This is a genomic window from Anaerostipes sp. PC18 (assembly GCF_039789045.1).
GTDB lineage: Bacteria > Bacillota > Clostridia > Lachnospirales > Lachnospiraceae > Anaerostipes > Anaerostipes hominis.
The window spans coordinates 352,973-378,770 of record NZ_CP121164.1; the positions used below are offsets into that span (position 1 = coordinate 352,973).

28 protein-coding genes and 1 tRNA gene are annotated in these 25,798 nt (G+C 45.9%); 24 read left to right on the forward strand and 5 right to left on the reverse strand.

Annotated features, from left to right (window positions below; translation table 11 throughout):
• Nucleotides 1-2 precede the first annotated feature (2 nt).
• The 10 genes from P8F77_RS01855 (at nt 3) to atpC (ending at nt 7,095) form a co-directional block, all read left to right on the forward strand.
• Nucleotides 3-239, forward strand: coding sequence for an AtpZ/AtpI family protein (locus tag P8F77_RS01855; protein WP_024728742.1), 237 nt, complete (start codon nt 3-5; stop codon nt 237-239).
• Nucleotides 220-654, forward strand: a complete 435-nt coding sequence (locus tag P8F77_RS01860; RefSeq protein ID WP_024728741.1) for a hypothetical protein — start codon at nt 220-222, stop codon at nt 652-654. The genes P8F77_RS01855 and P8F77_RS01860 overlap by 20 nt, the downstream gene beginning before the upstream one ends.
• 15 nt (nt 655-669) lie before the next feature.
• Nucleotides 670-1,398 carry a F0F1 ATP synthase subunit A gene (gene atpB / locus P8F77_RS01865; protein ID WP_024728740.1) on the forward strand — a complete coding sequence of 243 codons (729 nt, stop codon included), beginning with the start codon at nt 670-672 and terminating at the stop codon, nt 1,396-1,398.
• A 60-nt stretch (nt 1,399-1,458) separates the two neighbouring features.
• Nucleotides 1,459-1,722: an ATP synthase F0 subunit C gene (gene atpE, locus P8F77_RS01870; RefSeq protein WP_006567604.1), complete on the forward strand. Its 264-nt coding sequence runs from the start codon at nt 1,459-1,461 to the stop codon at nt 1,720-1,722.
• Nucleotides 1,723-1,798: 76 nt separating this feature from the next.
• The gene (gene atpF, locus P8F77_RS01875) at nt 1,799-2,314 is read left to right on the forward strand and encodes a F0F1 ATP synthase subunit B (RefSeq protein ID WP_024728738.1); all 516 of its coding nucleotides are present in this window, start codon (nt 1,799-1,801) and stop codon (nt 2,312-2,314) included.
• Nucleotides 2,302-2,847 carry an ATP synthase F1 subunit delta gene (atpH, locus tag P8F77_RS01880; protein WP_024728737.1) on the forward strand — a complete coding sequence of 182 codons (546 nt, stop codon included), beginning with the start codon at nt 2,302-2,304 and terminating at the stop codon, nt 2,845-2,847. Before atpF ends, atpH begins: the two co-directional genes overlap by 13 nt.
• A 27-nt stretch (nt 2,848-2,874) precedes the next feature.
• Complete coding sequence (gene atpA / locus P8F77_RS01885) at nt 2,875-4,386, forward strand: F0F1 ATP synthase subunit alpha (RefSeq protein ID WP_270430919.1); 1,512 nt, start codon at nt 2,875-2,877, stop codon at nt 4,384-4,386.
• A gap of 14 nt (nt 4,387-4,400) precedes the next feature.
• On the forward strand, nt 4,401-5,258 hold the full coding sequence (gene atpG, locus P8F77_RS01890; RefSeq protein ID WP_287519450.1) for an ATP synthase F1 subunit gamma: 858 nt from the start codon (nt 4,401-4,403) through the stop codon (nt 5,256-5,258).
• A gap of 19 nt (nt 5,259-5,277) precedes the next feature.
• Nucleotides 5,278-6,675, forward strand: coding sequence for a F0F1 ATP synthase subunit beta (gene atpD / locus P8F77_RS01895; RefSeq protein WP_024728734.1), 1,398 nt, complete (start codon nt 5,278-5,280; stop codon nt 6,673-6,675).
• A gap of 12 nt (nt 6,676-6,687) precedes the next feature.
• The gene (gene atpC / locus P8F77_RS01900) at nt 6,688-7,095 is read left to right on the forward strand and encodes an ATP synthase F1 subunit epsilon (RefSeq protein WP_024728733.1); all 408 of its coding nucleotides are present in this window, start codon (nt 6,688-6,690) and stop codon (nt 7,093-7,095) included.
• A 152-nt stretch (nt 7,096-7,247) separates the two neighbouring features.
• Here atpC and P8F77_RS01905 read toward each other — a convergent pair whose 3' ends face one another.
• Nucleotides 7,248-7,691, reverse strand: coding sequence for a CYTH domain-containing protein (locus P8F77_RS01905; RefSeq protein ID WP_024728732.1), 444 nt, complete (start codon nt 7,689-7,691; stop codon nt 7,248-7,250).
• 126 nt (nt 7,692-7,817) lie between these two features.
• Here P8F77_RS01905 and trmB point away from each other — a divergent pair, with 126 nt between their 5' ends.
• From trmB to iolE, 10 genes are all read left to right on the forward strand, one after another.
• Entirely contained in the window at nt 7,818-8,453 is a 636-nt protein-coding gene (trmB, locus tag P8F77_RS01910) for a tRNA (guanosine(46)-N7)-methyltransferase TrmB (protein ID WP_270430916.1), read from the forward strand.
• Between the two features lie 48 nt (nt 8,454-8,501).
• The gene (locus P8F77_RS01915) at nt 8,502-8,630 is read left to right on the forward strand and encodes a hypothetical protein (RefSeq protein ID WP_268876118.1); all 129 of its coding nucleotides are present in this window, start codon (nt 8,502-8,504) and stop codon (nt 8,628-8,630) included.
• Between the two features lie 11 nt (nt 8,631-8,641).
• A complete protein-coding gene (gene trxA / locus P8F77_RS01920; RefSeq protein ID WP_024728730.1) occupies nt 8,642-8,959 on the forward strand; it encodes a thioredoxin in 318 nt (105 codons plus the stop codon).
• A gap of 150 nt (nt 8,960-9,109) precedes the next feature.
• Nucleotides 9,110-10,891, forward strand: coding sequence for an ABC-F family ATP-binding cassette domain-containing protein (locus P8F77_RS01925; protein WP_148459685.1), 1,782 nt, complete (start codon nt 9,110-9,112; stop codon nt 10,889-10,891).
• A gap of 13 nt (nt 10,892-10,904) precedes the next feature.
• Nucleotides 10,905-11,843, forward strand: a complete 939-nt coding sequence (locus P8F77_RS01930) for a substrate-binding domain-containing protein (protein WP_024728728.1) — start codon at nt 10,905-10,907, stop codon at nt 11,841-11,843.
• Nucleotides 11,844-11,904: 61 nt separating this feature from the next.
• Nucleotides 11,905-12,051 carry a hypothetical protein gene (locus tag P8F77_RS01935; RefSeq protein WP_347256250.1) on the forward strand — a complete coding sequence of 49 codons (147 nt, stop codon included), beginning with the start codon at nt 11,905-11,907 and terminating at the stop codon, nt 12,049-12,051.
• Nucleotides 12,052-12,083: 32 nt separating this feature from the next.
• On the forward strand, nt 12,084-12,923 hold the full coding sequence (locus P8F77_RS01940; protein ID WP_024728727.1) for a Gfo/Idh/MocA family oxidoreductase: 840 nt from the start codon (nt 12,084-12,086) through the stop codon (nt 12,921-12,923).
• 84 nt (nt 12,924-13,007) lie between these two features.
• Nucleotides 13,008-14,738, forward strand: coding sequence for a histidine kinase (locus P8F77_RS01945; protein ID WP_287519455.1), 1,731 nt, complete (start codon nt 13,008-13,010; stop codon nt 14,736-14,738).
• Between the two features lie 14 nt (nt 14,739-14,752).
• Complete coding sequence (locus P8F77_RS01950; protein ID WP_287519457.1) at nt 14,753-16,330, forward strand: response regulator; 1,578 nt, start codon at nt 14,753-14,755, stop codon at nt 16,328-16,330.
• A gap of 130 nt (nt 16,331-16,460) precedes the next feature.
• Entirely contained in the window at nt 16,461-17,360 is a 900-nt protein-coding gene (iolE, locus tag P8F77_RS01955) for a myo-inosose-2 dehydratase (RefSeq protein WP_024728724.1), read from the forward strand.
• Nucleotides 17,361-17,572: 212 nt separating this feature from the next.
• Here the strand turns inward: iolE and P8F77_RS01960 are convergent, their stop codons facing one another.
• Nucleotides 17,573-18,835 carry an IS110 family transposase gene (locus P8F77_RS01960; RefSeq protein ID WP_148460424.1) on the reverse strand — a complete coding sequence of 421 codons (1,263 nt, stop codon included), beginning with the start codon at nt 18,833-18,835 and terminating at the stop codon, nt 17,573-17,575.
• A gap of 295 nt (nt 18,836-19,130) precedes the next feature.
• Here P8F77_RS01960 and P8F77_RS01965 point away from each other — a divergent pair, with 295 nt between their 5' ends.
• The gene (locus P8F77_RS01965) at nt 19,131-20,051 is read left to right on the forward strand and encodes a hypothetical protein (RefSeq protein ID WP_024728722.1); all 921 of its coding nucleotides are present in this window, start codon (nt 19,131-19,133) and stop codon (nt 20,049-20,051) included.
• A 176-nt stretch (nt 20,052-20,227) separates the two neighbouring features.
• Here P8F77_RS01965 and P8F77_RS01970 read toward each other — a convergent pair whose 3' ends face one another.
• Together P8F77_RS01970 and P8F77_RS01975 are read right to left on the reverse strand one after the other, a co-directional pair.
• Complete coding sequence (locus P8F77_RS01970) at nt 20,228-20,707, reverse strand: C-GCAxxG-C-C family protein (protein WP_024728721.1); 480 nt, start codon at nt 20,705-20,707, stop codon at nt 20,228-20,230.
• 99 nt (nt 20,708-20,806) lie between these two features.
• Nucleotides 20,807-20,879 (reverse strand) — tRNA-Lys (locus tag P8F77_RS01975).
• Between the two features lie 248 nt (nt 20,880-21,127).
• Here P8F77_RS01975 and P8F77_RS01980 point away from each other — a divergent pair.
• Nucleotides 21,128-22,291, forward strand: coding sequence for an AI-2E family transporter (locus tag P8F77_RS01980; RefSeq protein WP_024728720.1), 1,164 nt, complete (start codon nt 21,128-21,130; stop codon nt 22,289-22,291).
• 138 nt (nt 22,292-22,429) lie between these two features.
• Here the strand turns inward: P8F77_RS01980 and P8F77_RS01985 are convergent, their stop codons facing one another.
• On the reverse strand, nt 22,430-23,656 hold the full coding sequence (locus P8F77_RS01985) for an IS110 family transposase (protein ID WP_347256138.1): 1,227 nt from the start codon (nt 23,654-23,656) through the stop codon (nt 22,430-22,432).
• 368 nt (nt 23,657-24,024) lie between these two features.
• Here P8F77_RS01985 and P8F77_RS01990 point away from each other — a divergent pair, with 368 nt between their 5' ends.
• The gene (locus P8F77_RS01990; protein WP_287519967.1) at nt 24,025-24,843 is read left to right on the forward strand and encodes a carbon-nitrogen hydrolase family protein; all 819 of its coding nucleotides are present in this window, start codon (nt 24,025-24,027) and stop codon (nt 24,841-24,843) included.
• The gene (locus tag P8F77_RS01995) at nt 24,840-25,742 is read left to right on the forward strand and encodes a LytTR family transcriptional regulator DNA-binding domain-containing protein (RefSeq protein WP_287519969.1); all 903 of its coding nucleotides are present in this window, start codon (nt 24,840-24,842) and stop codon (nt 25,740-25,742) included. Before P8F77_RS01990 ends, P8F77_RS01995 begins: the two co-directional genes overlap by 4 nt.
• The last annotated feature ends 56 nt before the right edge of the window (nt 25,743-25,798 follow it).

Genomic DNA, 25,798 nt, shown 5'->3' on the forward strand with positions numbered 1-25,798 from the left:
TTATGAAGATCAATAAGGACATTGTCCGCTCATTATCTTTGATAACACAGCTGGGAATCACGATTCTGACATCGACATTTCTGTGCATGTTTTTAGGCCTTTGGCTGGACCGAAAGTTTTCTACCCATTTTTTTATCCCGTTATTGATTCTGGGCATTGGAGGAGGACTAAGCGGTGCCTGGAAACTCATAAGGAATGTCAGTGAAGACGAGGAGGGTGATGATAATAGAAGAGCTTAAAGAGATCAATCCTGTCCTCTTGGAATTGCTGGCCGGATTGGGGATCTACGGTGCGGCGGCCGGTGCAGCCGGCATGGTCACATCAGGGGGATCTCTGTATTTTCTGGGAGGGATCCTTGCGGGGCTGTTTCTTGCAGCCTGTCTGATCCTGAATATGTATCTGACCATTGATACTGCACTGGATCTGGATCCTGAATCTGCAAATAAGTATATGGTAAGGCGGACTCTGGTCCGCAAGTTCCTGACTGTCCTTGCGGCAGCCGTTGGGATTAAGATCCATATGCTGACATTTTCAGGGATCATACTTGGAGTTTTGGGGATTAAGATAGCGGCATATCTGCAGCCATTGATCCACCGCCGTGTATCGGAAAAACGATCCGGCAGGAACGAAGAAGTAAAAAGTAGAATGGATTAAAAAGGAGGGAATGCTATGGGAATGATTCAGGCCCCCATGTTGGCTGCCGCATCGGGAAATGATGTGGACTTCATGGTGCACGGGCTGATACCATTGAATTTTTTCGGGCATAAGGTATGGATCACCACCACACATGTGACAACACTGATCGTCATGCTCTTTATCATGGCGCTGGCCCTGATCGCGAGGCGGAGTATCATGAAAGATTATGAAAAGCCCAGCGGTCTTGCCAATGCAGTGGAACTGGTGGTGGAAATGCTGGATAAGCTGGTGAAGAGCACCATGGGAAAACACTGGAAGCCGTTTGCCAACTATATCGGAAGCATCATGTTTTTCATCTTTATTGCCAACACATCGGGGCTTTTTGGGCTCCGGGCGCCGACGGCCGATTATGGGACTACTTTGTCTCTGGCACTGATCACCTTTGTGATGATCCAGTACAGCGCATTTAAGACGAGGAAGTTCCGCATGTTTACGGACCTGTTTCAGCCGATTCCGGTGCTGTTTCCGGTCAATGTCATCGGTGAGTTTGCAACTCCGGTGTCGCTGTCGCTGCGTCTGTTCGGAAACATCATGGCAGGGACCATCATGCTTTCGCTGTGGTACGGCCTGCTTCCGATCTTTGCGAAGCTGGGACTTCCGGCATTTCTGCATGTATATTTTGACTTGTTTTCCGGTGCGATCCAGACCTTTGTCTTTGCCATGCTGACCATGACATTTATCGCAGACAAGAGGAACGCGTAAACCGGAAGAAACTATCAAGAGCAATAAAAAGAATAATTTTATTTTTAGGAGGATTTTCTTATGAATATTTCAAGTGAAGCATTTGTATTAGGTTGTTCAGCAATCGGAGCGGGCCTTGCGCTGATCGCAGGTATCGGACCTGGTGTGGGACAGGGATACGCAGCAGGACAGGGTGCGGCAGCCGTAGGACGCAATCCGGGCGCCAAGGGAGACATCATGTCTACGATGCTTCTTGGACAGGCAGTTGCAGAGACCACAGGTCTTTATGGTTTGGTTATCGGCCTGATTCTGTTATACGCTAATCCGTTATTCGCTAAATTATAATCCGGGAAATAAAACGGCGGCAGAAGCCGTCGGGAAATGACAAACCGGAGAGAATTCAGGGAAAGGAGGACAGAACGTGGACAGAATCTTTGGACTTGATATCCAGCTTGGATTTGACGTTTTATGCCAGGCAATCGCGGTTTTTATCATGTTTGCTTTTTTATCTTATGTATTGTTTGAACCGGTCAGGAAGCTTTTAAATGACCGTAAAAATAAAATCGCACATGATCTGGATACTGCGGCGGCCGACAAAGAAGAGGCGGCCAGACTGAAAGCTGAGTATGAAGAAAAGATCAGGGATATAGAAAAAGAAGCCGATGAGATTTTAAGCCAGGCCAGAAAGAAAGCCCTGAAAAGGGAAGAGGAGATCGTTTCGGGAGCCAGACAGGAAGCACTGAGGATCACAGAGCGGGCGGAAAATGAGATCGAGCTGGAAAAGAAAAAGGTCCGGGATCAGGTGAAACAGGAAATGATCCAGGTGGCAGTGGCTATGGCAGGCAAGATCATCACAGACAAGATCGATCCGGCAAAGCAGGATGCCCTTGTGGAAGAGACCTTAAAGGAGATGGGTGATCAGACATGGCGAAGCTAGTCAGCAAAACATATGGAGATGCCTATCTTTCGCTGGCAGAGGAGAAAGGAAATCTTGACTCTGTCAAAGAAGAAGTCCTTAATGTGCGCCGGGTGTTTTTGGAGAGCGGGGAGCTGAATCAGATGCTTTCCCACCCCAAGATCGTAAAAGAAGAAAAAATGCGGATCCTGGAGACAGCATTTAAAGGCAGGATTTCTGAGGACATGATGGGCTTTTTGTTGGTCATTGTGAAAAAAGACCGATACCGTGACATAATGTCTGTTCTCGACTATATGATCGGCCGGATGAAGAAGAAAGAGGGGATAGGGAGCCTTCAGGTTGCCTCCGCTTTTGAACTGTCCGAAGGGCAGAAAAAGGACATTGTGGATCGAATGAAAGAACTGACAGATTACAGGGAGTTTGAAGTGGACTATGAGATAGACGAGGGGCTGATCGGAGGGCTGGTGCTGCGGCTCGACGACAGGGTCATCGACAGTTCCATAAGGACGAAGCTTCAGACCATGGGAAAGAGTCTGTCAAAAATACAGTTGTGATTATAGGCAAGGAGGCAAAAAAGCAAAATGAATTTAAGGCCAGAAGAGATCAGTTCTGTCATTAAAGAGCAGATCAAACAATACTCTACCAAGCTTGAAACCTCTGATATTGGAACCGTGATTCAGGTAGCCGACGGAATTGCAAGAATCCATGGTCTTGATGAGGCCATGCAGGGAGAACTTTTAGAATTCCCGGGGGAAGTATACGGAATGGTGCTGAACCTTGAGGAAGACAACGTCGGAGCCGTACTGCTGGGAGATCAGAAAAACATCAGTGAAGGGGATGTCGTAAAGACGACCGGAAGAGTCGTGGAAGTGCCGGTAGGTGACGCGATGACCGGACGTGTTGTGAATTCTCTGGGACAGCCGATTGACGGAAAAGGTCCGATCGAGACAGAAAAGTACCGTCCAATAGAAAGAGTTGCATCAGGAGTTATCTCAAGAAAATCCGTAGATACTCCGCTTCAGACAGGAATCAAAGCGATCGATGCTATGGTGCCGATCGGACGCGGGCAGAGGGAGCTGATCATCGGCGATCGGCAGACCGGAAAGACTGCCATCGCGGTTGATACAATTATTAATCAGAAAGGTGAGGGGGTTCACTGTATTTATGTAGCCATCGGACAGAAGTCATCGACCGTAGCCAATATCGTAAAGACACTGGAAGAGTACGGAGCCATGGATTACACCACAGTGGTGGCATCCACCGCAAGTGAGCTGGCACCACTCCAGTATATCGCCCCATACGCAGGATGTGCCATCGGGGAAGAGTGGATGGAGAAAGGGGAAGATGTTCTTGTCATCTATGATGACTTGAGCAAGCATGCCACCGCATACCGTACCCTGTCCCTGCTGCTTCGGAGACCGCCGGGACGGGAGGCTTATCCGGGAGACGTCTTTTATCTTCACTCAAGGCTTCTGGAACGGGCAGCCAAGTTATCCGATGAACTGGGAGGAGGTTCTCTGACAGCCCTTCCACTCATTGAGACCCAGGCAGGAGATGTATCTGCCTATATTCCGACCAACGTTATTTCCATCACGGACGGACAGATTTACCTGGAGACCGAGATGTTCAATGCGGGATTCCGTCCTGCGATCAATGCGGGGCTTTCTGTATCCAGGGTAGGCGGTGCGGCACAGATTAAAGCGATGAAAAAGATTGCAGGCCCGATCCGTACAGACCTTGCACAGTACAGGGAGCTCGCTGCCTTTGCACAGTTCGGTTCAGAACTCGATGATGACACCAAAGAACGTCTGGCACAGGGTGAGAGGATCAAGGAAGTGCTCAAGCAGCCTCAGTATCAGCCGCTTCCGGTAGAACAGCAGGTGGTTATTATCTATGCGGCTACCAGAAAATATCTTTTGGAGATTAAGGTTGAAGATATCCTGGACTTCCAGAAGGAGCTGTTTGAATTGATCGACACCAAGTATCCGGATGTGTTCCGTTTGATCCGGGAGACAAAGGAGCTTGGAAAAGAAGCGGAAGACATGCTGATCACTGCGATCAAAGAGTGCAGGCAGCAGTTTGAAGCAAAGTAAAGAGGTGAGCTTTTATGGCATCAATTGTTGATATAAAAAGAAGAAAAGCCAGTATCGAGAGCACCGGACAGATTACAAAGGCGATGAAGCTTGTCTCAACGGTAAAGCTTCAGAGAGCAAGGGTGAGGGCCGAGGAATCCAGGACTTACTTCAACAAGATGTACCGGACCGTATCTTCGATCCTGGCCCAGTCAGATAATATCGACCACCCGTATTTAAAGTCCAATGGTTCGGAAAAGAAAGCAGTGATCGCTGTTTCCTCCAACCGGGGACTGGCCGGAGGGTACAATAACAATATTGTCAAGATGATCCGTGACAGCGGACTCAACAGGGAAGATGTGATGATCTACGGAGTCGGACATAAGGCTATGGACAGTCTGGCAAACAGGGGATATCATATCGTCTCCGATGACTCTGAAATGATCGACGAACCGGAGTATGAAGACGCCGTTGATCTGGGAAACCGTGTCCTCAAGGCCTTTGAGGACGGTGAAATCGGTGAGATATATCTGGCATATACCAATTTTAAAAATACGGTAGTTCATGAGCCCACGATGATCAAACTGCTTCCTGTGGAGATCGATCCAAAGGAAAAGGAAGGGGAAGACTCCAAAACACTCATGAACTATGAGCCGGAACCGGAAGAAGCTTTATCCATGCTGATTCCCAAGTACGTCTGCAGTCTGATCTTCGGTGCGCTTGTTACATCGGTTGCCAGCGAAAACGGTGCCAGGATGCAGGCCATGGATTCGGCAACGACCAATGCCGAAGAATTAATTGACAACTTAAGCCTTGCCTATAACCGGGCAAGACAGGGCGCTATCACGCAGGAATTGACAGAAATCATTTCAGGAGCGGAGGCGCTGGAATAGAAGTAGGAGGAATTATTAAATGGCAGATAATCATACAGGGAAGATCACCCAGATTATTGGTGCGGTTTTAGATATCAAGTTCAGTGACGGGCATCTGCCGGAGATCAATGACGCTATTGATATTATGACAAAGCAGGGCGGGAAGCTGGTTGTAGAGGTTTCCCAGCATCTGGGCGATGACACCGTGAGATGTATTGCGATGGGACCGACAGACGGTCTGGTTCGAGGGATGGAGGCGGTCTGCACAGGCGGGCCGATCTCTGTTCCGGTAGGAGAGCAGACCCTGGGAAGAATGTTTAATGTCCTTGGAGATCCTATTGACAATAAACCGGCCCCTGAGAATGCAAAACGACAGCCGATCCACAGAAAGGCGCCGGCTTTCAAGGACCAGTCTACAGAGACTGAGGTCCTGGAGACAGGCATCAAGGTCGTAGACCTTTTATGCCCGTACCAGAAAGGCGGAAAGATCGGACTGTTCGGCGGTGCCGGCGTAGGAAAGACGGTCCTGATTCAGGAATTGATCCGAAACATTGCGACAGAGCACGGCGGATATTCTGTTTTCACCGGAGTCGGAGAACGTACAAGAGAGGGCAACGACCTTTACCATGAAATGAGTGAGTCAGGAGTCATCGACAAAACTGCCATGGTATTCGGACAGATGAATGAGCCGCCGGGAGCGCGTATGCGGGTCGGCCTTACAGGATTGACTATCGCAGAAAACTTCCGTGACGAGGGTGGAAAAGATGTCCTTTTATTTATCGACAATATTTTCCGTTTCACCCAGGCAGGCTCCGAGGTGTCAGCACTTCTTGGGCGTATGCCGAGTGCGGTTGGATATCAGCCGACTCTCCAGACAGAGATGGGCGCTCTCCAGGAGCGGATCACTTCGACCAAAGACGGTTCTATCACATCCGTACAGGCAGTCTATGTGCCGGCCGATGACTTGACCGACCCGGCTCCGGCGACAACCTTTGCCCATCTGGATGCCACAACCGTACTTTCCCGTGCCATCGTGGAACAGGGAATTTACCCGGCAGTGGACCCTCTGGAGTCCACATCCAGGATTCTGGACCCGAAGATCGTCGGGGAAGAACACTATCAGGTGGCCAGAGGGGTGCAGGAGATCCTTCAGAGATACAAAGAGCTCCAGGATATCATCGCAATCCTCGGTATGGATGAGCTTTCTGATGAAGAAAAGCTGATCGTAGACCGGGCAAGAAAGATTCAGCGGTTCCTGTCCCAGCCGTTCTTCGTGGCAGAACAGTTTACGGGTACGGTTGGAAAATATGTAACCTTAAATGATACGATCCAGGGCTTCAAAGAAATATTAGACGGCAGGCATGATGACATTCCGGAGGGAATGTTCCTGAATGCGGGAAGTATTGATGAGGTTGTGGAACGTGCGAAAGCAAAGTAGGCAGGTGATCCTATGGCTGAAAATCTGATGAAACTGGAAGTGACCACTCCGGACCGCTCTTTTTATGCGGGAGTGGTCCGGATGGCTGAGTTTACGACCACAGAAGGGGATGTGGGAATCTATCCGAAACATATCCCAATGACAATGATTATAGCTCCCGGCATCCTGACCATCACGGAGGCAGACGGAACGAAGAAACAGGCGGCTCTGATGAAAGGATTTGTGGAGATCACCAAGGAGGCTGTCAACATTTTAGCAGAGGTTGCGGAATGGCCGGGTGAGATTGACTTAGAGCGGGTGGAGCGTGCCAAGAGACGTGCCCAGGAACGCCTGAAACACAAGAGTGATACAGACCTCACCAGGGCGGAAATGTCTTTAAGGAGAGCTCTGGTAAGAGAAGAATTATCAAAAAGGATGTAGACAGAACATATTTCTGGACGGGCAGCCATGAGAGCCGCGTTCAGAAATATGTTTTTTCGGTTTTATGGAAAGGGGCTGTAAAGATATGAAGAGAATATATCAAAGGCTTGGACCGGCAGTGATACTGGATGGGTCTGTCATACTGAGAAGGTTCATCTGTTTGCCAAGTTGTTATTCTGATACCGGGGATCTAAAGTTACTTCGTCTTCAAACCACTCAGGCCCCTCGTAATCCAGAGCGGCTTCTTCGGACGCAAATTCAACTTCAGCCATCATGAGACCTTCGTGGTCACCGTGGAATACATCCAGTTCGATGGTGAGAGAGTCTGAGTCAGGAATCTGGTAGCGTGTCTTATAGATGAGAATACCGTCGATCTTGCTTTTCAGGTGCTCATAAGCCTGCTTCGTCAGAGGAAATTCATGCTCGGCCCGTTTCATCAGACCTTTAGACTTATAGGTCAGGATGTAATCATGGTCGAGTCTGCGGATCCGGATCACCGGTTCCATGCACAGATATCCCTGCTCGATTTCGGAGTGGGGATAGGAATCAAGGTCTTTCGGCGGGTCGGTAACAATAAACTTGCGTTCTATTTCCATAGTGCGTTCCTCCTTTTTCCTCATTATATACGCAGCGGAGACAGAATGCAAAGGAAATTGACAACGGGGCGGAAAGCTTTTAAAATGTTTTAGAAACATGAATACAGAGAAGGCGAGGAAGATACAATGCGTTTAAGGAATGTGCCGGGAGCGGCGGACATGATAGCGGCCAGTCCGTTTTCAGTCAATCAACCGGAAGAATGGAAAGGCAAGTGGAGGGAACTGTTTGGCAATGACAGGCCGGTTCATATAGAGATCGGTATGGGGAAAGGAAAATTTCTTTTGACATTGGCGGAAAAGAATCCCGAAATCAACTATATCGGGATCGAAAAGTTTTCCAGTGTTCTCGTGAGAGCGGTAGAAAAAACGGAAGAGTTTGAGGGGAATAACTTGAGACTGATCCGCATGGACGCGGAGAATCTTCAGGATGTATTTGCCGAGGGAGAGATCGACCGGATCTATCTGAATTTCTCCGATCCGTGGCCGAAAGAACGTCACGCAAAGCGGAGGCTTACGTCTACGAGATTTTATGAGAGGTATGACCACATCCTTGCGAAGGACGGGCAGGTTATTTTCAAAACGGATAACCGGGGGCTGTTCGACTTTTCCATGGAACAGACAGAGGAAGCCGGATGGAAGCTCCTTGACTGCACGTTCGATCTGCATCACAGTGAGTTTGCCAAAGACAATGTCATGACAGAATATGAGACAAAATTTTCTGAAAAAGGCAAGCCGATCTGCCGTTTCACAGCCTGCCGTTAATATTTTTATCCGTGTTGCATACTATAATAAAAAAGTGGTAAGATAATTATGAAACAGAAAAAGTGTCTAGTAAAGGTAAATCAATTCTTCTACCAGCATCCAAAGCACAGGAAATGGTTCTGCCGCCTGCTGGCATCGCTGGAAGAAGCAAAAGATTGTTTATGCCGGTCAAGATAAGGAGAATGAATATGGAGTATACGTTTACGAAGGAAAATTTCCAGGCAGAAGTGTTAGACTCAGAGCAGCCGGTACTTGTCGATATGTTTGCAACGTGGTGCGGACCGTGCAGGATGATGGGGCCGGTTGTGGAAGAACTGGCAAAGGAGTACGAGGGAAGCGTTAAAGTCGGAAAGCTGGATATCGATGAGAACAGTGATATCGCAGGGCAGTACGGCGTAATGTCAGTACCTACTTTCCTGGTCTTTAAGAACGGCCAGGTGGCAGCAAAGGTTGTAGGAGCTGTGCCTAAAGAAGAATTAAAGGAAGCCGTGGATAAAGCACGCTAGAGACTAAGAAATGAACGAATAAAAACGGATGGACGGAACGTAAACCGGCCATCCGTTTTTCTGTGGGTCTGCCCCGGGGATTTCGTTTGACAATATGAAAGACAGCAATTAAACTAAAAAACAGATAGTCAATGAAGAAAAGGTGGAACCATGAATATATTAAACATAGAACATATAAGTAAGATTTTTGGAGATAAGACCATATTTGATGACGTCTCTTTAGGAGTGCATCAGGGAGATAAGATCGGAGTGCTGGGCGTCAACGGGACAGGGAAATCAACTTTATTAAAGATCATTGCAGGAATGGAAACGGCTGACGAGGGAGAGGTGATCTTCGGCAGAGGTATCCGAACGGCTTTCCTCCCACAGAACCCGGAGTTTCCGGACGGGGCAAAGGTGCTGTCCTATGTGACGGAAGGGAAACATGATCCGGACGGGGGTGAGCCGGTGAGCGAGGCCAAGGCGATCCTTACAAAGCTTGGGATCTGTGATTTTGAGGAGACTGTAGATCACCTGTCCGGCGGGCAGAAAAAAAGAGTGGCGCTGGCCCGGACTCTTGTGGACCCGGCAGATGTACTGATTCTGGACGAGCCAACCAACCATATAGACAACGATATGGCCCTGTGGCTGGAAGATTATCTGAAACGGTTTAAAGGAGTCCTGATCATGGTGACCCACGACCGTTATTTTCTGGACCGTGTAACCAATAAGATCGCAGAGATTGACAAGGGAAAACTGTACACCTATGACTCCAACTATTCAGGCTTTTTGGCTTTAAAGACACAGAGAGAAGAGATGGAGCTGGCCGCGGAGCGCAAACGCCGGAGTCTTCTGAGGACGGAGCTGGAATGGGTGAAGCGGGGACCTCAGGGCAGAGGGACCAAACAGAAGGCAAGGCTTGACCGGTATGAACAGCTGAAAAACATGGAAGGCCCCGGGGAAGCCCGGAATGTAGAGATGGATTCCGTCGGAACGAGACTCGGCAAGAAGACCATTGAACTTCATCGGATTTCCAAGGCATACGGAGAGAAAAAGCTCATAAAAGACTTTACCTATATTATTTTAAGGGATGACCGGCTGGGGATTATCGGGCCGAATGGCTGCGGCAAATCCACACTGATGAAAATCATCACAGGGCGTCTGGTCCCTGATTCCGGAGAAGTTGTGACCGGAGACACGGTAAAGATCGGATATTTTGCACAGGAAAATGAAGACATGGAGGATGACATCCGGGTTATCGACTATATCCGGGATGTGGCTGATTATATTCAGACACCCGGCGGGAAGATCAGCGCGTCTCAGATGCTAGAACGCTTTTTATTCACGCCTTCCATGCAGTACACACCTCTGTCCAAACTTTCGGGAGGAGAAAAGAGGAGGCTCTATCTGCTCAAAGTTCTGATGGATGCACCGAATGTGCTGGTGCTCGATGAGCCCACCAACGACCTGGACATAGCGACATTGAGAGTCCTTGAGGATTACCTGGATTCTTTTCAGGGGATTGTTCTGACTGTGTCCCATGACCGCTATTTTCTGGACCGCATCGCCGGCAGGATTTTTGCATTTGAGGGCGGCGGTGAAATAAAGCAGTATGAGGGCGGGTATACAGACTACCTGAGAGCAGTAAAACCGGCGGAGCAGACAAAGCCGAAGGAAAAAACAGATAAGAAATCATGGAAACAGAAAGATACCAGACTGAGATTTTCATATAAAGAACAGAGAGAATATGAAACCATAGATGAGGACATTGAACGGCTGGAAGAAAAAATTGCATCTGTGGGACAGCAGATGGAGGAAAACGCCAGCCAGTATACGAAGCTTGCAGAACTGACAGAAGAAAAGTCAAAACTGGAAGAACAGCTGAACGGAAAGATGGAGCGGTGGGTTTACTTGAACGACCTGGCAGAAAAAATTCAAGCCCAGAATTCCTGAGAGGTGGATTTGGATGAAGAAGAGTAAAAAACATAGCAGGATAAAGTCTCTGTATGAGGTTCTTTTGTGTGCTTTGCTCGCGGGAAGTCTGTTTGCCTGCCAAAAGCATGAATCTGCCGAGGCTGAGAACCCCAAGTATGTGATCGGCGTCGTGACAAAATCACGGAACAGTGAATATTGGATGTCAGTCTGTTCCGGCATGGAAAAAGCGGCTTCAGATCTGGGAGCATCGGTCATTATTCTGTCTCCGGATACGGAGACAGATGAGAAAACCCAGCAGCAGATGATCGGCAGCCTTCTGAAAAAAGATATTGATGCCCTGGCAGTATCTCCGATCAATTCCCACAATGCAAAGGACTACTTAAAGAAGGCGGAAGAAAAAGGAATACAGGTTGTATCCTTTGACACAAAGATTCTTGAGAGAGGAGTTCCCTATATTGGAATAGACAATGAAAAAGTAGGGAGAGACCTGGCTGAATATATGGCGGGCCAGATGAAAAAGAAAGGGGTTGCAGGAATTATATCCGGAAACCTGAAACAGAGTTCCCATGCCTCAAGGATGAAAGGCTTTAAGGATTATATAGAGAAAAATACAGACATAAAGATTGCCTTTACCGAGAGCGGATACAGCAATCTGCGGATGCCGGAGAAAGAAATCTCAAGGCTTATGAGAGAACATCCGGAGTTGAATGGGATTTTTGCTACGAGCGCCGTGACCGCACTTGGAATCATGGAGTACATGGAAGACCGTCCGGTGCTGATTGCCACAGTGGATGCCCAGGAGGATGCGCTCGATGCGGTTAAGAAGGGAAGAATCGGGGCTTTGGCTTATCAGCCGGGCTATGAAATCGGCTATGAGACGGTACGCTATATCGTAAACCAAAAAGAAGGCAAAAAGCAGCCGGAACAAAAAATCATTAAAGTAGATCTAAAAATAAAACCACAAAAATAAAAAAAGTACATACAGCTGAGGACCTTTGGCAGACCAAAGGTCCTTTACTTTCATATATTATATGGCAGCCGGAATGCGTTACAAAAATATAATATCAAATCTAAAAAATCCATGGATACGACTTCGGATACCGGAAGGTAAAATAAAACCAAAGGCACAGATCATAGGATATCACATCGGAAAGTCTTTGGCAGACGAAACACCATAAAAAGGAGAGAAGTCTATGCAGATTACCGTGAAATGCTGAAAAAAGCAGATATCGATGCAGTTGCCATAGTGACGACGAGCGGAGAGCACTGCTGGCAGATCGAAGCCGCTTTGGATGCGGGAAAGCATGTTTTTTCCGACAAGCCGCTGGGGTTAACGGTTGAGGAGTGCAGGACAGCTGAGGCTGCTGTGGAACGCCATCCGGAACTGACATTTTTCCTTGGGTTCATGCGCCGCTATGATCCGTCTTATGCGTATGCAAAGGAAAAGATCAAAGAAGGGGCCATCGGTACACCATATATGGTGAAAGCGGCAGGAATCGATCCGGAAGCTCTGGTAGAAGGAGCCATTAAATTTGCAGCGACCAGCGGGGGGATCTTCATTGATATGGCGATCCATGACATCGATCTGATGCGCTGGTTCCTGGAATCCGATCCCGTGGAAGTATATGCGGCAGGAGCCACATTCAAACATCCGGAGTTTAAGGAAGCGGGAGATGACGAGACCGGTGCGGCAATGTATAAATGCGAAAACGGTGCACTGGGATTTGTGCACGTCGGACGTACTGCGGCACATGGATATCACGTTGAGACAGAGATTGTCGGCACCGAAGGCTCTTTAAGGATCAGTCCGGTACCGGAAAAAAATCTGTGTATGATCTATGATAAAAACGGGGCTGTGAAAGAATGTGTCAGCGGTTTTCCGGAGAGATTTGCAGAGTCTTATCAGCTGGAAATGGCAGAATTCATCAACTGTGTCCAGAAAGGCGTTAAACCGGACGTCACCGTATACGACGGCACAAAATCAACACAGATTGGCTTCGCAACTACAAAAGCCTGGAAAAAGGGAGGCATTGTAAAGATCGAATATTAAAAATCGGTCAGCTTGACACTCTTTGGGTGTCACGTATAATTAGAAATAGAAGAAAATATCAGGGAAGGGAGAGTGAGGTCTGATATGATACGCAGTATGCGGAGCAAAGTTTTCTTAGCCATCATCAGCATCACATTTTTGACTGCCTCGGCCATCACCCTGATATTTTATTTGAAATCTACTCAGATGATTGAGGACAATTACGGGACAAACCTCTATGGCCGCATTGAGCAGGTAGGGAATGCTTTCGATGATGCCATGAAAGAGATCTATTACATTACGGTACAGGCATCCAACGCAGAAGGGCTTTCCCGACAGGCAGAAAGCTATCTAAAGACAGAAGATGCGGGACGGCTGGAGAAGATGTCCGGTATGCTGGGAGGATTCAAGAAACGAAACAGTGATATCGGATCAGTCTATCTGGTTCTTCCGGAACAGAAAACCATTGTTACGTCGGAGGATTATCCGGTTTATGTAAAGAAAGTAAATAACTCTGTATTAAAGCATATTGCAGAGATTTCTCTGGAGGACCACCCCGTCATTATCAAAGATCCGGTGAGAAAACAGAATAAAGTGCTGTCTTTTATCGAGCCCGTCATGAAAGACGGAAGTGTCCTTGGCTTTATCATGTGCAATATTGAAGAGCGGGCTGTCTATTATAAGTATCTGGATATTCTAAATGACGGCAGATCTTCGGAGGCGGTCCTCCTCAATAAGAAAAATGCCATTGTCTCTACGAAGAATGTCGAATCCATAGGCAAAATTTACAGAAACAGCAATTTTCCCGATATCCAGCAGAACGGCATTTTTAATAAAAGGACCCCGGCGGTTATAGGTATCAGCTATAAAACGGCATTTACCGGGTGTAGTTTTTTCATTACGGTTGAGAAGAGTGTCGTATTGAGTGACCTGAATCAGCTGAAATATTTTTTGCTGGCATTTTTATTTCTCTTTCTGGGCATCTCACTGATTCCCGCCTATTTTGCCACGAGGGCTATGTATGAGCCGTTAAGGAATCTGACGGCGGCGATGGATGAAATCAGCGCCGGAGAACTGGATAAAAGGGTCCAGGTCTGCACCAGGGATGAGATTGGACGGCTTTCCAATGATTTTAACAACATGCTGAACCAGATTGAAAAGCTGATAGAAAAGCTGATCAAGGAAGAAGGACTCAAAAAAGACGCAGAGCTGGAAGCACTTCAATACCAGATTACCCCGCATTTTATGTACAATACTTTAAATTCCATAAAGTTTGCGGCACTGCTGAAAGGAGAGAAGGAGCTGGGCGGCCTGATCGGTGATTTTGTCGAGCTTCTGCAGGCAAGTGTCAACAAAAAAGGCACGTTCGTCACGGTCTCAGACGAGATCCATATTTTAAAAAATTATATTCATCTGCAGAAAATAAGGTATGACGGTTATTTTGATGTGGATTATGAGATCGGGAAAGACGCGGGCAGCTGTTTTGTCCCGCGGCTGATTCTGCAGCCTCTGGTGGAAAACTCTATTTTACATGGGCTGGATATGAAGATGGACAACAGCCGGATCGAGATCAGGGCCGTGATCGAAGAAGACTATTTATGTATCAGCGTGAAAGACAACGGAAGAGGAATGACACAGGAACAGATTTATGAACTGCTGACCAAAAAGACAAAGAAAACCAGCGGCCTGAGCGGGATCGGGGTTGTCAATGTCCGTGAGAGGCTCGAACTGTATTACGGAAACAATGCCGGTCTGGGCTATGACAGTAATTCCGACGGAACAACGGCATATCTGTATCTGCCGGCTTATAAAGACCAGAATCAGTATGCAGTGTGAAAGGAGAAAACGCCATGTACCGAACAATGATTGTCGATGACGATTTTTTAGTGCGCAGTTATCTGAAGCAGCTGGATGCCTGGGAGAAAGCGGGCTATGAGATCGCTGCAGATGTAAGGGATGGGGAAGAGGCTTTAAATGCAGTCAGAGAGCAGGCTCCCGACATGATCGTAACCGATATTTCCATGCCGCTGATGGACGGAATCGAGCTGATACGCAGGGTACGGGAAATGGGTCTTTCTACATATATCATCGTTCTGAGCTGTCATGATGATTTCAATTATGTGAAAGAGGCTATGCGCCTTGGGGCAAATGAATATGTACTGAAGAATTCTCTGGATGAGGATTCTCTTTTTGAGGTGCTTAAAAATGCGGAACACCATATGAACAGTATAAAGAAACTAAACAGTGAAGAAGAACGGACAAAAAAGCTGATCGAGGCCGGAAGCCAGTCCCTGAAGATCCGGTTTTTTAACGAGATTTTGGCGGGAGATATGAGTCCCGGGGAGCGGGAAGAAAGGCGCATTGAAGCCGGGATTAAAGGAAAATATATAAACAGTGCGGTCGTGAATATGTTTATCCCTGCCTGGATGTCGATCAAAGACAGCCAGTCACCGGCAGAGTCGGAACAATATGCGGCAGGATTCATAGAGCGTCTGTCCGCTCAGCTTCAGATGCTCCTGGGAGAGGAGCACAGCAGGGCCGAGACAGTTTCTCTGGGAGGAGGCATCTTCTGCTGTTTTCTGGATCTTTCTGATCTGAGCAGGAGCAGTGTGATGAGGCAGAAACTCACAAGTGTGGCCTCTGCCTGCTTCAAATGCTGCAAGGAGGAGATCTTTGACTACGATATTGCAGTCAGCAATATCTGCATCGGAGAGGGCGGCATCCGCCAGGCATACCAGCAGGCAAGAGAGGCCATTAAGCTTAGTTTTTATGAGGACAGCGATATTTTATATTTTGACAGCCAGAAGACCATCGGGACCAAGATGCCGGAGTGTGCACAGGAGCTTTTAAATCATGCAAGGGATTATGCGGCAGGAAGAAAAGAAAAAGAGATGAAAGAAGAGTTTTTTCGTGTGATAGAAGCATGCCGGGAGACAAGGACGGACCCAAAGATCATTTTTCGGTGGATTCGGAAATTAGATACGGCCGTGGGGACAGAGCACAGTCAGGAAGAGCTGTTTAAGCTTACTCATGTGGATCAGCTTTCTGATATATTTAAGGGTTACAGAAGCAGGATATTTTTGGGTACAGGGAAAAAAGTTCCGGAAAATGCGGGGACACAGACGAGACAGGCAGTCTGGTATATCCGCGAACATTTCAAAGAGCAGATTGGCCTTCAGGAGGTTGCAGATGCCGTAGGGCTGAATTTTGCTTATCTGAGTTATCTGTTTAAGCAGGAAATGGGGATCGGCTTTTCGGGATTTCTTCTGGAACTCCGTGTAGAGTATGCAAAAGATCTTCTCAAAAATACAAGCTACAAGATTAAAGATGTTGCAGTGGAATCGGGATTCAACGATTACCACTATTTCTCAAAGGCTTTTAAGCGGTTAAATGGGGTCAGCCCGGCAGAGTACCGCAGGAAGTCCTAAAAATAAGACACCAAATCGGGAACATCTATTTTTAGAACAACAAAGCTAAAAATATTCCCGATTTTTTTGATCTTTTTCCATGTTATCCTTTATTCAGATAAAAAAAGAACACGGATAAAGGAGAAGTGCTATGTTTAACAAAGAAAAAGTAAAATTAGGAATTGCCCCGATCGCATGGACAAACGATGACCTTCCGGATTTGGGAAAAGAAAATACGTTTGAGCAGTGTGTCAGTGAGATGGCTTTGGCGGGATTTACCGGCTCAGAGGTGGGAAACAAATATCCGAAAGACCCTGAAGTGCTGAAAAAAGCTTTAGAGCTGCGTGGAATTGAAATCTGCAACCAGTGGTTTTCGTCTTTCCTGATTACGAAACCGTTTGAAGAAGTGGAGAAAGATTTCCGCGCACAGCTTTCCTTCTTAAAAGCTATGGGAGCAAAGGTCATCGGAGCATCCGAACAGAGCCACAGTGTACAGGGAATGACTGACACGCCGATCTTCGGACATAAATATGTGATGAATGATGAAGAATGGGAGATATTCTGCACGGGTATGAATAAACTCGGGGAGATCGCAAAAGAAGAATACGGCATCAGCCTTACCTTCCACCATCATATGGGAACCGTGGTGCAGGACCCGGATGAGGTTGAGCGGATGATGGCAAATACAGATCCTGAATATGTCAGCCTGTTATTTGACACCGGACATTTTACATACTGCGGCGCCGATCCTCTGGAGATGGTGAAAACATATGTGGACCGCATCAAGCACGTGCACTTAAAAGATATCCGTCCGGAAATCGTAGAAAAAGTAAAGGCAGAGAACCTGAGCTTCTTAGACGGTGTGCGCATGGGAGCATTTACTGTGCCGGGAGACGGATGCATCGACTTTGATCCGATCTTCAAGGTGCTGGAAGACGCAGGATATGAGGGATACATGCTTGTGGAAGCGGAACAGGACCCGGCAAAGGCGAATCCGCTGGAATATGCGCTAAAAGCAAGGAAATTTATTGCAGAGAAAACCGGATTATAAAAATAAAATAATTTATAAAATACTGCTGGATGGCATCCGGCAGTATTTTTTTGCCCACAATGTCCGGGAGAGCTGTGGTATGGTTTCTAATATAGAACATATTGTTGAAGGAGGGGTTATATACTGTGAAAGAAAGTAGAGGACAGCCAATAAAAGGCGCACTTTAATAAGCTGTCTAATGGCAGCGCAAAAAAGATTATTGTTTTAAAAAGCTAAGAAGCTAATTGCGATTCGGAAATTTTCCCTTCGCGTATAAGAAGTTTCATAGCCTGCTTGATTGCCTTTTCCTTTTGTTTTTCTTTCATAGGTTCTGGCATATCAATTTTAAATAAATCGGTCGGATTCCATGCTTCCCCAGTAGATAACATCTGATAGATAGCAGTGAGAATCATCCGGGCGATAGCAATAATGGCACGTTTTTTACCACGACGTTTCATGATGCGTTCATACTTTTGCTTGTAGTAAGGAGATTTATCAGATTTCACGGCTGCATGGGCAACTTGTACCAATGCAGGTTTGAGGTAGACACCGGCACGTGTTATCCTGACAGATTTCTTCTTACCAGCAGATTCATTGTTGCCGGGAGTGAGTCCCGCCCAACAGCATAAACGTTTGGAATTCGAAAACGGAGTCATATCGGTACCAATTTCAGAGATAACAGTGATTGCACTGTTACGATCAACACCTGGAATGGTACACAGTAACTGGACAGCATTTTCATATGGAGCAATCAAAGAATCAAGCATCGTGTCTATATCATTTATCGTAGATGTGATATAATCCAGATGTGCGCGGATGAGGCGCATACGATATTTTTGGGAATCAGTCATCTGATAGCCTTCGATGGATTCAATGACACTGTCAGACTTCTTCTTTAGGGAACGAAGCAGTCTGGAAGCTATTTCTTCGTGGTTGATGGAATTGTCAGGTTGTTCAATTAGGTAATCAATAACAGATGTAGCTGATTTCCCGAAGATATCGGAAACTACTGAATCTAATGCGACATTACAGACAGTGAGCGCATTCTGATATCTGTTCTTTTCACTGGTACGGCAGGAAGTCAGTTTGTAACGGTATCTTGTAAATTCACGCAGAATACGAATCGGCTTACAAGGGATATAACTTCCCGGAACCAGACCTAATCGAAACAAATCCCCAATCCATTTGGAATCTTTCGTATCATCTTTATTGCCTTTGACAGCTTTTACCCATTTAGGGTTAGCGATGGTGACGTTTATTTCGTCTTCTAAAAGGTTAAAGACGGGAATCCAGTATTTTCCAGTAGATTCCATACAGACATCGCGACATTGGTTTTTAACAAGCCATTCTTTGAATTGCAGAATAGAATTGTTAAAGGTGGAGAAACGCTTCTTTTGATACGAAGGTTCCACACCGGAAGTGGTTTTAATGATTGTGGCAACGAGAAAAGATTTGTGAACATCGACACCACAACAGGTTTGATAAACAACTTTCATAATCAAGAACTCCTTTCAAAATAAGATAAAGAAGCCATTGACTGTTCCACCACACATTTAACAGAGAAGTTAAAACAATTCTTACTGTACGGTCTTATAGAGCCCCTTATTTGTGCTTGAAAGATGGAACTTACACTGATTATTATGCTGTCTAAAACGAAGAAAGTCTTTACGACTTACCTCACCGTGCTTTGTAGTATAGCTTCTTTAAAAACTATTTTATCAGCAATGTGGAAAAGTGAAAGACTTTCATTACTATTTGTGCCGCCGACTTGGCGGCGGAATGGAGATTATTATGAAACTTTGGGAAAATACAGTACTTACTGAAAAGGGTATAGCGCTGCAGAATAAAATGTTTGACGGGCAAACGTTAAAAATTACAGGGGCAAAGGCCGGAGCAGGAGAGGTGCCTCCTGTGAATCTGAGGCAGCAGACACAGATCACCGACGAACGGCAGGAAATTACACTGCAGCCGGTGCGGACAGAGGACGGTAAGGCCGTGATTTCTGTACTGCTGGAAAATACGGAGGTGAAGGAAAGCTATGAACTGCATCAAATAGGATTCTATGCAGAAGACCCTGATGAAGGGGAAATCTTATACTGCATTGCGCAGACTACTGAGGGAAAGAAAATTCCATCAGCGGCAGAAAGTCCGGGATTTTCTATCACATGGAATTTTTGTTTTCAGAATTCAGATACGGCACCTTTTGAGGTCGTTTTGGACTCGGCGGGACTGGTCGGGGTTGAGCAGTATGAGCTTCATTCAAAAGCAATCGAACAGATTGGAAAGACAGTTGAGGATCTTGGAAGTCTGACATCAAAAGATATAGCAGGATTGACAGCGGCAATCAATGAGACAAAGAATGAAATCAGCCGATTACGTGAGGAGCTAAATACAAAAGCGGCTCAGTCAGGTCTGAATAATACAAATATAAAAATGAAAGATCTTGTGAGAAGTCAGATCTTACAAAGATCCGATATCAGTATACCGGCGGGAGGAACACCTGAGTATCAATTCGCATACGATCTGCCGTCGGGATATAAGGTCTTAGGTCTTGGAGGCTTTGCATGCACTACCAGTAATCTGTCCGTATTCAATGCATACGTGGACGAAGCAAACAGGCGGGTGAGATGCTACATTAGAAATTATACTGTTTCTACTAATTACAATAATCAGACAGTTAAATTCTATATCTATTATATAAGAAATATATAGGATTATAGAAATAAAAGACCCCGCATGCCTGCGAGGTCTTTCAATGAAAAGAGAGGATTAAAATATATATGAAAAACTATGTCTTAAGTATATCAGCTTTATGTGCGAATACAATGTATAGAAACTAAACAATTCTAAACATCCTATAAACAAATATTAAGGAAAACTTGTGATTCTTATGAAAGGAACGGGTGATTACTGATATATTCTTCCATGATGTAAGCAGCACAGCCGACAATCTGTTCACATGGGCGCTTCCTGTAATAGTCTTTTGTGCGCTCTTCCGGGACGTAAGATTCCTTTTTCTGATCAAGCCCCAGCAGCTCGCGGCATACGATGGAACCGTTTAATTCTTCAAATGAGCGGGCGAGTTCCTGAATCCGCTTGTAGTGCTCTGTCTTTGAGGAACGGTCTATCGGTGAGTCGTATCCATACAAAACTCCCGCAGTGAGAAACATACCGCTTACAGAGCCGCACACTTCCCGGAGTCTTCCCATGCCTCCGCCAAAAGAAGAACTGAGCTTGAGGGCAGTGCTCCGGTCTATGCCGTACAGGTCTTTGAAAGCCAGAAAAACTGACTGAGAGCAGTTGTATCCTTCTTTAAATAAATTCATCGCTTTTTGGGCATATTGACTGGAAGTGAGATCAATGTTCATAAGGGCTCCTTTTCTTTTGTGCCGGTTCATTCAGTTTTCATTTTACAAAATAAAAAAACACCATCCCCAGCCCCAAGTAAGCCAAAAATAGTGTTTTAATACGCGATGAGGGGCTCGAACCCTCGACACCCTGATTAAGAGTCAGGTGCTCTACCAACTGAGCTAATCACGCTTATTTCATGATGCGCTACTTTTTCAACGCAAGAATTATTATATATGATGTTTTCCATAATTGCAAGTAAAAAATGAAAATTTTTTTGTATCTTTTTGTCGATGTCAATAATAAATGTATTTGTCATGCAAAAGTCATTGAAAAGACCGGGTGCAAAAGACGCCGGACCCTATACTTTTCTGTGTCTTTGTGCTAGAATAAAGCCAAAATTTGTTTGTGGCCTGAGGATAACAGAAGGAGTGTAAGAATTGAAAAACAATAAATTTGAATCCAATAAAAAATATTTTACCATATCGATCTATTCGATTGTTGTAATCCTTATCGGGTGTATTATATTCCGCCTGGTCAATAACTGGGCGTCTACGGTCGGGATTCTTACAGATCTATGGAATACGATCTTCCCGTTTTTTATTGGCTTTCTGATCGCATATGTGATGAATCCTGTCGTTACCTTTTTTAACGAAAAAGTCTTTTCCTCATTATTCGGTGAAAAACGAAAAAGATTATGCCGTGCAGGTGCGATCCTCACTACTTATATTATATTAGTCGGAGCACTTACGATCTGTCTGATCTTCATCGTGCCTCAGCTCTATGACAGCATCAAAGAACTGTCCAGCCAGATCCCGGTGATCTCAGACCAGATCATGGGACTGCTGGATCACTACAAGGAAAGCGGTTCCGGAGTATTCCCTGCCGAGCTGATGGACACACTGGAGACCAAGAGCCTGCCGAAGCTGGTACAGCTTTCCAATCAGATGCTCACAGAAGCCATTCCGATGCTATATAATTTTTCGGTTTCATTTGTAAAATGGCTGTTTAACCTGTTCATTGCTTTCGTAGTGTCCATCTATATGACGGCCGATAAGCAGTTATTGAAAAGTGCCTGCCGAAGGCTTATTTTTGCAGTTTTTCCTTATAACGCAGCGGTTCCGGTCATTCACGGACTGAAGGAGTGCCATAATATCTTCTCCGGATATATCATCGGAAAGTCGCTGGATTCCCTCATTATCGGATTCCTCTGTTTTTTGCTTATGAGCCTTCTAAACCTGCCGTATACCGTGCTGATCAGCGTTATCGTCGGGGTAACCAATATGATTCCTTATTTCGGACCTTTTATCGGAGCAGTGCCGGGTGCATTTATCCTTTTTATTGTAAGCCCATATAAAACACTGATTTTCCTTGGAATGATCCTGGTGCTGCAGCAGTTCGACGGGCTGGTGCTGGGACCGAAGATCCTCGGCAATTCTACGGGAGTCAGGCCGATCCTGATCCTGTTCTCTATTACAGTAGGAGGAGCTTATTTCGGACCTTTGGGTATGTTTTTAGGTGTACCGTTTTTTGCAGTGGTCCAGTATCTGGTCAACAACTGGGTCAATTACAGATTGTATAAAAAGAATCTGGATATCGAGTAGTCCAGCGGTGATATGTCAAGTATAAATTGAAACTTTTTTGCAGACTTTTTCATATCATATGCTGAAAAAAGGGTAACTTTAACAAGCCCTGCGATATCTGCTTTTGGAAGCAGGGCATTCATCAGCAGGAATAGAATTCTATTCCGCTGCTCGATATAGACGATTGTCTTTCAGCAGTCGAAAGACCAACCGCACAAATTTACGGGCAGTTAATGCGAGTGCACGTTTGTGTTGATGCCTGTTCACTTCCTTGTACTTGGAGTGATAGAAGCTGCTGTACTCCGTGTCGCATCTCACGAGAGACAAAGCACCTTCACACAGGTAATACTTTAAAAAGCGGTTGCCGGAGCGGATGAGTTTTGTATTCTCCGCCTCGAAGTCACCGGATTGATTCTGAGTCCAGGCAAGTCCTGCATATTTGCCAAGCTGCGCTTGACCTGGGAAACGGTTGATATCTCCGATTTCAGCCATGATGCCGGCTGAGATGACCGGCCCAATGCCGGGGATGGATATCAATACATTTGGCAGGAGTTCCATTTGTGCTTCGATAGCTTTATTGAACTCTTTGATCTGAGCATCCAGCGCCTTTATCGAGGTTATGGATATAGAAAGCACCTGATTTATGGAGTCATTCACCGTCTTGGGTAAACGGTAGGAACTCCTGGCAGCTTTCTGGATGGCTTTGGCTACGGCATCGGGATTGGGAAAGCGGTTCTTTCCTTTTTCCATAATGAAGTCCGTAAGTTCTTGTAAGTCCATCGCCGCCAATGCTTCTGCGGATTCAAACTCTTCGTAGACAGCTAAGGCAGTAGTGCTGAAGGTATCGGAAAATACCTTCTCCTGCGTCATAGTAGAATACTTCTTGAACAGGACATTGATGAATCGCTGTTTTTCTTTTACGAGGTTCTGTACGGCGAAGAAACGAGCCCTTGTAAGGTTCTGAAGGGCTTTATAGCGGTAATCTCCCAGATAGACCTCTTTGTTGATTCTACCAAAGCGCAGGCAGTCAGCAATGACAAAGGAGTCCATATAATCATTCTTTGGCAGGTCGTTATAGGCTTCCTTGAAGTTCTTTACCTGCTTGGGATTGAGGACATGGATCTTCCTGTTAAACGGAGCCAGAGAGGCATCTTCCCTCAGGAAATATACGAGATTGTCTCCATAGACAGATGTAGCTTCAAGACCTATGACGACTGTATCGAGGGAACGGGAAGTGACTGCGGAAAGAATCCGTTTTACCATCTGGGATGAGCCATCCTGAGAGTTTGCAACAGAGAAACAGCTATGTTTCGCACCATCAGGGAGCATTAGATAAATGACATTGGATTTGCTGCTGACATCAATACCGACGTAAAGTGGGTTCATGATATCACCTTCTTTCTATGTTGTATTTGAGTGTTCAATCGGCTTGGTAAAACCCATGATCACGGAGCATCAACACCCTCGCATATAAGAATCCGGTCTGAGATGGGCTGATGCGAACCACACTGCTAAATGGCAGTCCATGTACTCAGACAAACAGCCAGCTGGTTTGAAGCTAACTTCCATGTCAGGGGAACAGACTATCTTTGAAGCAACCATTTTTGGTTCAACAGGAGGTAACAGAACTATTACCTGATTGACACTAGGGAACAATTATACCATGGGCTTTACTAAGCCTATTGAACAATTTTTATTCAGTTATCAAGGTACATTTAATGTATCTAAAAGATATTATACGAGGAGGCATATATATGAAATCCATTGCTGCCATGGCTCAGTGCAGAGCTTCACAAGAACCGGAAAAAAATCTCTGTAAGGCAGAACACTTCTGCCGGGAAGCCAGGGAAAAGAGAGCCTGTTTTATCATATTCCCGGAGTATTTTATGACCTACTATCCTATGGAGAGAAGTGCCTACTATGAAAAAGCCCAGCCTCTCGACGGGCCCTTTGTACAGGGAATGAAAAGACTGGCCGCAGCACATGGGCAGTGGATTTTATTTGGAATGAACGAAAAGCCCGGCAGGAATTCAGAAGGGAAATGTTTTAATACGGTGGTCCTTTTAGATGACAGGGGAACTCTCCGCTCTGTTTACAGAAAGACTCATCTTTTTGATGCATTTTCATGGAAAGAATCGGACAGTACGCTGCCCGGAGAAGCTCTGCATGAGCCGGAGGATACACCGCTTGGAAAGGCAGGCCTGGGAACCTGCTATGATCTCAGATTTCCGGAACCGGCCAGGGTACAGGCACTGAAGGGTGCCGAGGTTCTGATCTATCCTTCAGCCTGGGCAGACGGGCCGGATAAATTTATGCAGTGGGAGACGCTGCTTCGAGCCAGGGCCATTGAGAATACGGTGTTTACTATTGGCTGCTGCCATTACAGTGAAGAACACTATATGGGCAGAAGTCTCGCCTTCGATCCCTCCGGCAGAAAGCTTGCAGAAGGAGGAGCAGGAGAGGAACTGGTTGTCCTGTCGGTAGACACTGACCGGAGAGATGCCATTATACATCAGGTTCCGGTATTGAAAAAACGCCGGACAGATCTTTATGACATAAGGACAGGAAAATGAAATTCAATTTGGAAAAAATACTAAATAATTCAGCGGCAAACGGAAATACTCTTCTGCATTTTGAATGCCGGAGTGATATCTGTGAACTTTTGCTGGAAACATTGGTCAGTCTCTTTAAAGATGTTGGGGCTGTCCTCCAGAATGAAGGATACTATGACTATATGACCGTGAATTCCTATCTGAAATTATTTGCGGAATTATCCGGTTCTGATGTCACAATGGATTCTGCAGTCCACATCATGCAGCTTGATAAATTTCTGCACTGTAAGATAAAATTTCTGACACCTTCCCAAAAGTACCGTGTTTCAGCGGCGAGGGAAATCATCATGGACCGGGAAATCATATTCCTGCAGGAACCCGTCCTTGGGACAGACAGAGCTTCTGTGCAGCCAATGATACAGTGGATCGAGTCGAGCGGTGATCAGGGGAAAAAGGTCATTACCACCTCTCAGTCTTTAAAACATGTGTATATGCTTCCGGGGAGACATTTCTTTATGGATGAGGAGTATGCGGAAGAACTGCCTGAAAATATTTTTTCTAAACAAGAACAAAGCGGGCCCGAGATGGCGGAAAAGATTCCGGCCAAAATAGGTGATAAAATTCTGCTTTTTGATCCGGACGAGATCGATTATATTGAAAGCATGCAGGGAAAAAATTATCTGCATGTCAGAAGGGCCAGATTCCAGTGTTCTATGACTATGGATGAACTCTGCAGCAAATTGAAAAAATTCGGTTTTTTCAGGAGCCACCGTTCTTACATCGTCAACATGCAAAAAGTTTCGGAAGTCATGAAATGGACCAAGAATTCTTATTCCCTCAGGATGAAAGGAGGGGAAGAGGAAAATATCCCTCTCAGCAAAGGAAGAGTTGAAGAATTGAAGGAGTATTATGGATTTTAGGGGCTCTTTTCATGGCCCTATATCTCCGTTCGTCCTTTTTTACTTGTCAAAACCAG